Annotated in this window: 7 protein-coding genes; 3 read left to right on the top strand and 4 right to left on the bottom strand. The window is 51.4% G+C overall.

Annotated features, from left to right (window positions below; all coding sequences use genetic code 11):
- Nucleotides 1-594, bottom strand: a 594-nt coding sequence (locus LUQ50_RS10080) for a response regulator receiver protein (RefSeq protein WP_300039707.1), incomplete at its 3' end; no start/stop codon positions are given.
- 281 nt (nucleotides 595-875) lie between these two features.
- On the opposite strand from LUQ50_RS10080, the gene glyS reads away from it, so the two are divergent.
- Together glyS and LUQ50_RS10070 are read left to right on the top strand one after the other, a co-directional pair.
- The gene (gene glyS, locus LUQ50_RS10075) at nucleotides 876-2633 is read left to right on the top strand and encodes a glycine--tRNA ligase (RefSeq protein ID WP_300039706.1); all 1758 of its coding nucleotides are present in this window, start codon (nucleotides 876-878) and stop codon (nucleotides 2631-2633) included.
- An 11-nt stretch (nucleotides 2634-2644) separates the two neighbouring features.
- Nucleotides 2645-4891: a DEAD/DEAH box helicase gene (locus LUQ50_RS10070; protein ID WP_300039705.1), complete on the top strand. Its 2247-nt coding sequence runs from the start codon at nucleotides 2645-2647 to the stop codon at nucleotides 4889-4891.
- Here LUQ50_RS10070 and LUQ50_RS10065 read toward each other — a convergent pair.
- Complete coding sequence (locus tag LUQ50_RS10065; protein WP_300039704.1) at nucleotides 4861-5271, bottom strand: Sjogren's syndrome/scleroderma autoantigen 1 family protein; 411 nt, start codon at nucleotides 5269-5271, stop codon at nucleotides 4861-4863. The two genes, LUQ50_RS10070 and LUQ50_RS10065, sit on opposite strands and share 31 nt — an antisense overlap.
- Nucleotides 5272-5340: 69 nt before the next feature.
- Between LUQ50_RS10065 and LUQ50_RS10060 the strand changes: the two genes are divergently transcribed.
- On the top strand, nucleotides 5341-5604 hold the full coding sequence (locus tag LUQ50_RS10060) for a UPF0147 family protein (protein ID WP_300039703.1): 264 nt from the start codon (nucleotides 5341-5343) through the stop codon (nucleotides 5602-5604).
- 66 nt (nucleotides 5605-5670) lie between these two features.
- On the opposite strand, the gene LUQ50_RS10055 is transcribed toward LUQ50_RS10060, so the two are convergent.
- On the bottom strand, nucleotides 5671-6105 hold the full coding sequence (locus tag LUQ50_RS10055) for a secondary thiamine-phosphate synthase enzyme YjbQ (RefSeq protein ID WP_300039702.1): 435 nt from the start codon (nucleotides 6103-6105) through the stop codon (nucleotides 5671-5673).
- Between the two features lie 105 nt (nucleotides 6106-6210).
- On the bottom strand, nucleotides 6211-7491 hold the full coding sequence (thiC, locus tag LUQ50_RS10050; protein ID WP_300039701.1) for a phosphomethylpyrimidine synthase ThiC: 1281 nt from the start codon (nucleotides 7489-7491) through the stop codon (nucleotides 6211-6213).
- Nucleotides 7492-7543 lie beyond the last annotated feature (52 nt).

The raw sequence follows: 7543 nt of genomic DNA, 5'->3' as shown, positions 1-7543 counted from the left end.
TTCTGCCTCGGTGATATCAATAGATTCACCAAATGCATCCTTGGTTGCGCTGGTGGTCATCTGCTCGGTCAGATCCCGATCTTCCATGACATCCTTGATCCGCTCGATGTACCGGTCCATGTCATGGTCTATCATCGCCTCAAGCACATGACGGTATTCACGCAGGGTGGAAGGGCTGATGCCAAGTAGCTCACTGATCTCCTTCATGGTCTTCCCGGAGGTCATGAGTTCTTCCATCTTGAACCTATCAAATGGCATCTTAAAGTCGAGTTCCCGGAAAAGTTTCATCCTGACCCGTGCCCTGGCAACGGTCTTGGAGAGTTTTTCATCTCCCAGTTCACGTGCTATCTCGGTATCATTCTTACCCGAATGATATGCACAGATCAGCTTGGCTAACTGAATGGGACGCAGTTTCGTCTTGAAGATCCCCTGGTCGAGAAGTTCACGCATGATAAGTGCGATCTCCCGCTCGACAGCATCACTATCACGGAGTGTGCCATGAATCTTCTTCATCGGCTCCACAATCTGGGTGTTGCCGGTCATATTGGTGAACAACTGTAAAAGTTGTTCTTTTTTCTGAATCTCTTCAGGCATGAGAAATCACACTGGTAGGGATACCGATATAGATGCCGTTTAAATTATTTAAGTTTGTTGGATTTTTCCTGAAAATAGACCGATAATCATTATAACTGACCTGATATGACGCTGGATTTTCACCTGTCAGCGGGATGGCATGCATCCATCATCAGGGAATATCTATAGGTTTTCAGATGGCCCGGCATATTCCTGGATCAGCTGCCCGTCATCTCCGGAATCTATATGCTCTGAATTTACCAATATGTTAAGATATTTCGAATATTGAGGTGTCATTCGCGGTGGTTTCAAAGTCAGATAAGAAGTCGCAGGTTCCTGAGAACGATATATACGACCAGGTTATTGATCTCGCCAGACGGCGGGGTTTTGTCTGGCCATCTTCTGAGTGTTATGGTTCGGTAGCAGGCTTTATTGACTATGGTCCGCTCGGCACCCTGCTTAAGCGGAGGATTGAGAACCTCTGGCGTCAGTTCTACGTCGTGTCAGAAGGATACTACGAGATTGAGTGTCCCACCATCGGCCAGGAAGCAATTTATGTTGCGTCAGGTCATGTCGGCGGGTTTGCAGACAAGATGTGCCAGTGTCCTGCATGTGAAGAGTATCTGCGGGCTGACCATGTGGCAGAAGCACATCATGTCCCTGATGCCTCGGTGATGAATGCTGCAGCACTTCAGAAAGCAATCACCGGCCTTCCCTGCCCTGCCTGTGGGGAAAAACTTGAGAACATCGAGGTTTTTGCATTTAACCTCATGTTCCAGACTTCAATCGGACCCGGTTCCCAGCGAAAAGGATATCTCAGGCCTGAGACTGCCCAGGGGATATTTGTTGACTTTGGTCGTCTCCTGAGGTTCTACCGGGATCGCCTTCCGTTTGGGACCGTCCAGATCGGTAAGTCATACCGGAATGAGATCTCTCCACGTCAGGGGATGATCCGGCTTCGTGAGTTTACCCAGGCTGAAGCCGAGATCTTTGTCCATCCTGAAGAGAAGAATCACCCGAACTTCTCCCGGTACGCGGATTATTCGTTTCCCCTCTTTTCATCTGATCAGCAGCAGGCCGGGGGAGAAGCGAAGGTCTATACCATGAAGGATGCAGTTGCACAGAAGGTAATAGCAAATGAATATGTCGCGTATTACCTGGCCCTCACCCATGATCTCCTCACCTCCATCGGGGTCAAACCAGAAAAGCTCCGTTTCAGGCAACATCTTCCTGATGAAAGGGCCCATTATGCTGAAGACTGCTGGGATGCGGAGATCCGATCCGAGCGGTTTGGATGGGTGGAGACCGTTGGGATTGCTGACCGGACCGATTATGATCTCAAAGCTCATGCAGAAGGGAGCGGTGACTCGTTCACGGTCTATGTCCAGTTCGCTGAACCGAAACGTGAGCGTCGCAGGGTGATCTCTGCCAATATGGGGGTACTTGGTCCTCAGTACCGCGGTAAGGCGAAAGCCATCGCTGATGCACTTGCAACGGTGGCTCCTGGTCCTGACGGTGCCACCGTTACGGTGGATGGGGAAGAATATTTCGTGCCATCCCATCTCTTTGAGATCACCGAGCAGGATGTTGATGTCCGCGGTACTGATGTCAGGCCGCATGTGATTGAACCAAGTTACGGGATCGATCGTATGATCTATGCAGTCCTTGAGCACTCGTTTGATGAAGAGGAGGTTGAGGGAGAGATCAGAAAGGTCATGCGGTTCCCATCCCGTATTGCACCGGTTCAGGTAGCAGTACTGCCCCTGATGACCCGTGATGGTCTTGATACGATTGCCAGGGAGATCACCCACACACTGCATGCCCATGAGATCCTGGCAGAGTATGATGACTCTGGTGCTATCGGGAGACGGTACCGCAGACAGGATGAGGTCGGCACACCGCTTGCCATCACCATCGATTATGATACCAAAGAGGATCAGACCGTCACCCTTCGTGACCGTGATAGTATGAAGCAGGTGCGGGTGAAGATCGGGGACCTGCCCCTGCTCATCTCCGGCCTTATCAAGGGTCAGCATAATTTTGCAGATCTCTGCGGATAACCCTGAATCTGATGGAATATATTAACCACCCTTTTATTGCCCAGAACAGCCTCGAGAAGCGGACATACCAGTTCTCGATTGCAATGCGTGCTCTTGACAGTAATACGCTGGTGGTTATTCCTACGGGTCTGGGGAAGACTGCGGTAGCGCTTATCGTTGCAGCATCGCGACTCTATAGCACCGGGGGCAAAGTGCTGATGCTTGCCCCGACAAAACCCCTGGTTGAGCAGCATCTTCGTTATTTTCAATCACTTCTTACCATCCCCGATGCAGGGGAAGGGACATGTGTGATCTTTACCGGTGAGGCGGCACCTGCAGTCCGGACTGCAGAATGGGATGCTGCAACCGTGATCCTTGCCACTCCCCAGGTTGTAAAGAACGATCTGATTGCCGGGCGGTACTCACTCCGTGATGTCTCGCTGTTAGTGGTGGATGAAGCTCACCGTGCGGTTGGCAACTATGCTTATGTCTTTCTTATCCAGCGGTATATGGAGACAGCAACGCAGCCGCTCGTTCTTGCCATGACGGCATCCCCGGGAGGAAACCAGGAGAAGGTTGCCGGTATTGTGGAGAACCTGCATATCACCCATGTGGAGACCAGGTCTGAACTGGATCCTGATGTCAAACCCTACGTTCATGAGAAGGAGGTTGAGATCATCCATGTCAACCTTCCTGACGAACTCAAGACCTGTCTTACCAGCCTCTATGGTTTGATCGAGGATCGACTCTCTCAACTCAAAGAGATGGGATTTCCTGCACCTGACCGGAAGAGTCTCTCCATGAAGGCGTTGCAGGAGCTCAATGCCCTCATTCAGCAGCGTATTTCCGAACGCGACGCAACCGGATTTGCAGCGGCAAGCATCCATGCCGAATGCATGAAGCTTCGTCATGCGGTCGGGCTTGCCGAGTCACAAGGCTGCCTGGTACTGAAGGGATACCTGCAGAAACTGGCTGCCGAAGGGCAGGCTGCAGGCGGGTCAAAGGCAAGTAAGCGCATCGCAGAGGATCCCAGGTTTACTGAGTTGCTAAGCCGGGCAGAAGGGTGGCAGGAGGAGTGCCATCCCAAACTCCTGACTCTTCCGTCGCTGGTTGAGCAGGTGCTTGATGAGCAGCCTGAAAGCCGGGTGATCGTCTTTGCAACCTATCGGGATACCGTCAGGATGATTGTGGAGATGCTTGCTGCCAAGGGGATCACTGCTGAACGGTTTGTGGGCCAGGCCACCAAAGACAGAGAGAAAGGCCTCTCACAGAAGAAGCAGATCGCAGCACTCAAACGTTTCAGGGAAGGTGAGTTCAGGGTGCTGGTTGCAACATCGGTCGGTGAAGAGGGTCTTGATATCCCCTCAACCGATGTCGTGATCTTTTATGAGCCGGTTCCATCCGAGATCCGGAGTATCCAGCGAAAGGGTCGAACCGGCAGGCACGGGACCGGCAGGATCATCGTGATGGTAACTCGCGGCACGAGTGATGAGATATCCCGGTTTACCTCGGTCAGAAAAGAGCGGGCCATGGCCAAACAGATGTCAGGGCTGGGGAAGAGGATGAAAGGGGAGATCCAGTCTGCCCTTTCGATAAGTCCTACTGAGGCGGCCCGGGACCGTGCTGAACAGGAGGAGTACTTCGGTCCTGAAGTGGTGGTTGATGATCGTGAACTGGTCTCAAAAGTATCAGAGTGTCTCTCTGCTGCAGGTGCACGGATCAGGCTCGAACGACTGACGATGGGTGACTACCGGATTGGTGATCGGATCCTGGTTGAACGCAAGACAACCCGCGATTTTGTGGATACTCTGATCGAGCGCGATCTGCTTGGTCAGATCAGACAGATGGCTGCAAACTGCATCAAACCGGTTTTGATCATAGAGGGGAGTGATCTGTACAGTCAGCGTGATATTCATCCGAATGCAATCCGGGGGGCACTTGCTGCTATCGGGATCAACTTCGGGGTGACTCTGTTCACCACTTCCGGCCCTCAGGAGACTGCTGAACTACTGATGGTTCTTGCGCGTCGTGAGTCTGAAGAAGGAACCCTTGAGCGTGGGCCACAAACGAGAACTTATCAGGGCAATCATGAGGCACAGGAAGCGATAATCACTGCCTTTCAGGATATCGGATTAAAACATGCCCGTTCCCTGCTTGATGCATTTGGATCGGTTCAGGCAGTCATCCAGGCAGACCGGGATGAACTGCTCAAGGTTCCTGGTATCGGGGCAAAAAAAGCAGAGCGGATTTATGAACTCTCGCGGTTACCGTATCCCTGATATCCCGGACTAATCATAGCATAGGCTTCTGACACGTCCCGAAGTGCACGGGTTAACTTTGTCAGTCTTCTTGTATCGTTCTCTTCTTCGATCCTGGTGAGCAGTGATTTCAGGGTACATACAAACCGTTCATCCAGCTCACCTGCGGGAAGAGGATTGGTTGTTCTTGTACTGGTAGTTGCAGATACTCCTACTAGTGGTGCAACTGGTGCCTCCATGACTTTCTCTGCCTCTACGGTGGGGTTTGTTTCTTTACAGACAACACAGGAGGTTTCGCCTTTGTATTCGAAGAGTGGGGATCCACAATCCGGGCATGGTTTTGCAAGCATCTTCCCTCCTTTCAGGAGATACTCTGCCATGATCTCATCAGGTTTCCTCATGGATATTTCACTATAGTTTTATGATGGTCCGTAGGTAATAATAAGAGAAGCTTTCTCACGGGTGATAGCATGCCTAATCCTGAACAGACTGTAGATAATTGTATCCAGATGCTTTCCGCCATTATTGATGACGGAACGATTCCGCGCAATATCAGGCGGGTCGCTGACGAGACACGAACCCTTTTACAAAATAAAGATAAACTGGTTGGCCTGCGGGCGGCCGAAGCGATATCCAAGATTGACGAGATCAGCAATGATTCCAATATGCCGATGCACGCCCGAACCCGTGTGTGGGAACTGGTTTCGAACCTTGAGACCGTCCCCCTTGATTAATCGATATGCGGGGTGCCTTTGGCCTCCTGAATAATCTTCTTTATCTTTTTGTCGTCCATGCCACGGTTACAGGTCTGAATTATTTGATTCTCCTATTATGGTGACCAGTACGTTCCGATCCCTTCTTGCCCGGGTATCCAGTTCTATCAGTACAATCTGCTGCCAGGTTCCCAGTACCAGGTCCCCGTCCATTACCGGGATGGTCAGTGATGGACCAACCAGCGATGCCTTTACATGAGATCTCCCATTCCCATCGCCCCACCTGGAATCATGCGCATATGCAATATCTGAAGGAGCCAGTATCGAAAGGGCACGGATCAGGTCTTTCAATACTCCTGATTCATATTCGATGGTGGTTAGTGCTGCTGTTGATCCGGAGACAAACAAGGAGCATATCCCTGTCTTAACTTCAGATCCGGTGACCAGATCTCTGATAATACTGGTGATGTCCAGAATATCTCCTTCACCTGATGTCGGGCATGATATCCGTTTTTGGAGCATAGGGATGGTATTGTCGCAGCAGGAAATAAGGAGTAGGAAAGCAAGAAAAGGATTCGGGATGGCATCAGGTTACTACTCTACTCCTGGTGCCAGAATAATCAGTGATTAATTGAGTTTCTTAATCACTTTGTTTGCAATTTTCAGAGCACAGTAGTCGCCGCACATGGTGCAGGCTTCGCGATCTGCTGGCATGCGTTCTGACCTGACCTTCCTGGCCCGTTCCGGATTAATGGCAAGGCTGTACTGTGCTTCCCAATCGAGGTCGCGGCGTGCATGACCCATAGCGAGATCCTGATCCCGTTTCTTGAGTTTGATCATATCGCCGACATGGGCAGCAATCCTGCTGCTCATCACTCCTTCATACACATCCTCCATATTTGGCAGTGCGAGATGTTCTGCAGGGGTGACGTAACAGATGAAGTCTGCGCCATATGAGGATGACATCGCAGCGCCGATGGCTGCGACCCGGTCGTCATATCCTGGTGCGATATCAGTAACGATAGGTCCGAGCATATAGAATGGCTTGTTCCCTGACATACGCTTCATCAGTTTGACGTTCGTCTCGATCTCGTCAAGCGGAACATGGCCCGGACCTTCAACGATCACCTGGATGCCCTGTTCGTGGGCTTTGTCTCCGAGTTCGGCGTTGATGATCAGTTCCTGGATCTGGGCACGGTCGGTAGCATCATGCACTGCTCCGGCACGCATCCCGTTTCCGGTGGAGAGGGTGACCTCATGCTCTTTCAGGATCTCACAAAGGTAATCGAACTCTGCAAAGAGTGGGTTCTCTTTGTCGTTATGGAGCATCCATGCCGTAAGGAATGCCCCTCCCCGGGAGCAGAGTCCTCCGTGGCGGCCCTGTCGCTGGAGACGTTCAAGAGTTATCCGGTTGATCCCGGTATGGATTGCCATGAAGTTCGTACCGAGTTTCGCCTGTTCAGCGGTGATCCTGAAGAGATCATCTTCACGCATATGGATGACTGCTCCGTCTTTTCGTGCAGCCTCAATGAAAGCCTGATACAGGGGTACTGATCCTACGGACAGGCTGGTTGCTTCAACTACCCGTCTGCGGATGTCGAAGAAGTCACCGCCGGTCGAGAGTTCCATCAGGGTATCGGCTCCTGCCCGCTCTCCTGCCTTTGCTTTCTCGACCTCCATGTCTACATCAACTATATCTGAGGAAGTCCCGATTGAGCAGTTTACTTTGGTGCGCAGCCCCTCTCCGATACCACAGGCTTTCACCTTCCGGTACGGTGAGATTGGAATCACGATATGGCCCGCTGCGATGCCACGACGGATATAATCTTCAGTAACGCCTTCCTGTGCCGCTACTGTCTTCATCTCTTCGGTGATGATGCCTCGACGGGCATCCTCAACTATTGACATACCTAATACGTTCAATAATGAGATACATAAAGGCTCGTTTTTCAAAAAGGGG

This window comes from Methanospirillum sp. (genome assembly GCF_028679455.1).
Classification (GTDB): Archaea; Halobacteriota; Methanomicrobia; order Methanomicrobiales; family Methanospirillaceae; genus Methanospirillum.
The sequence above is the reverse complement of the archived record's forward strand: the minus strand, read 5'-3'. Positions and strand labels throughout refer to the sequence as shown.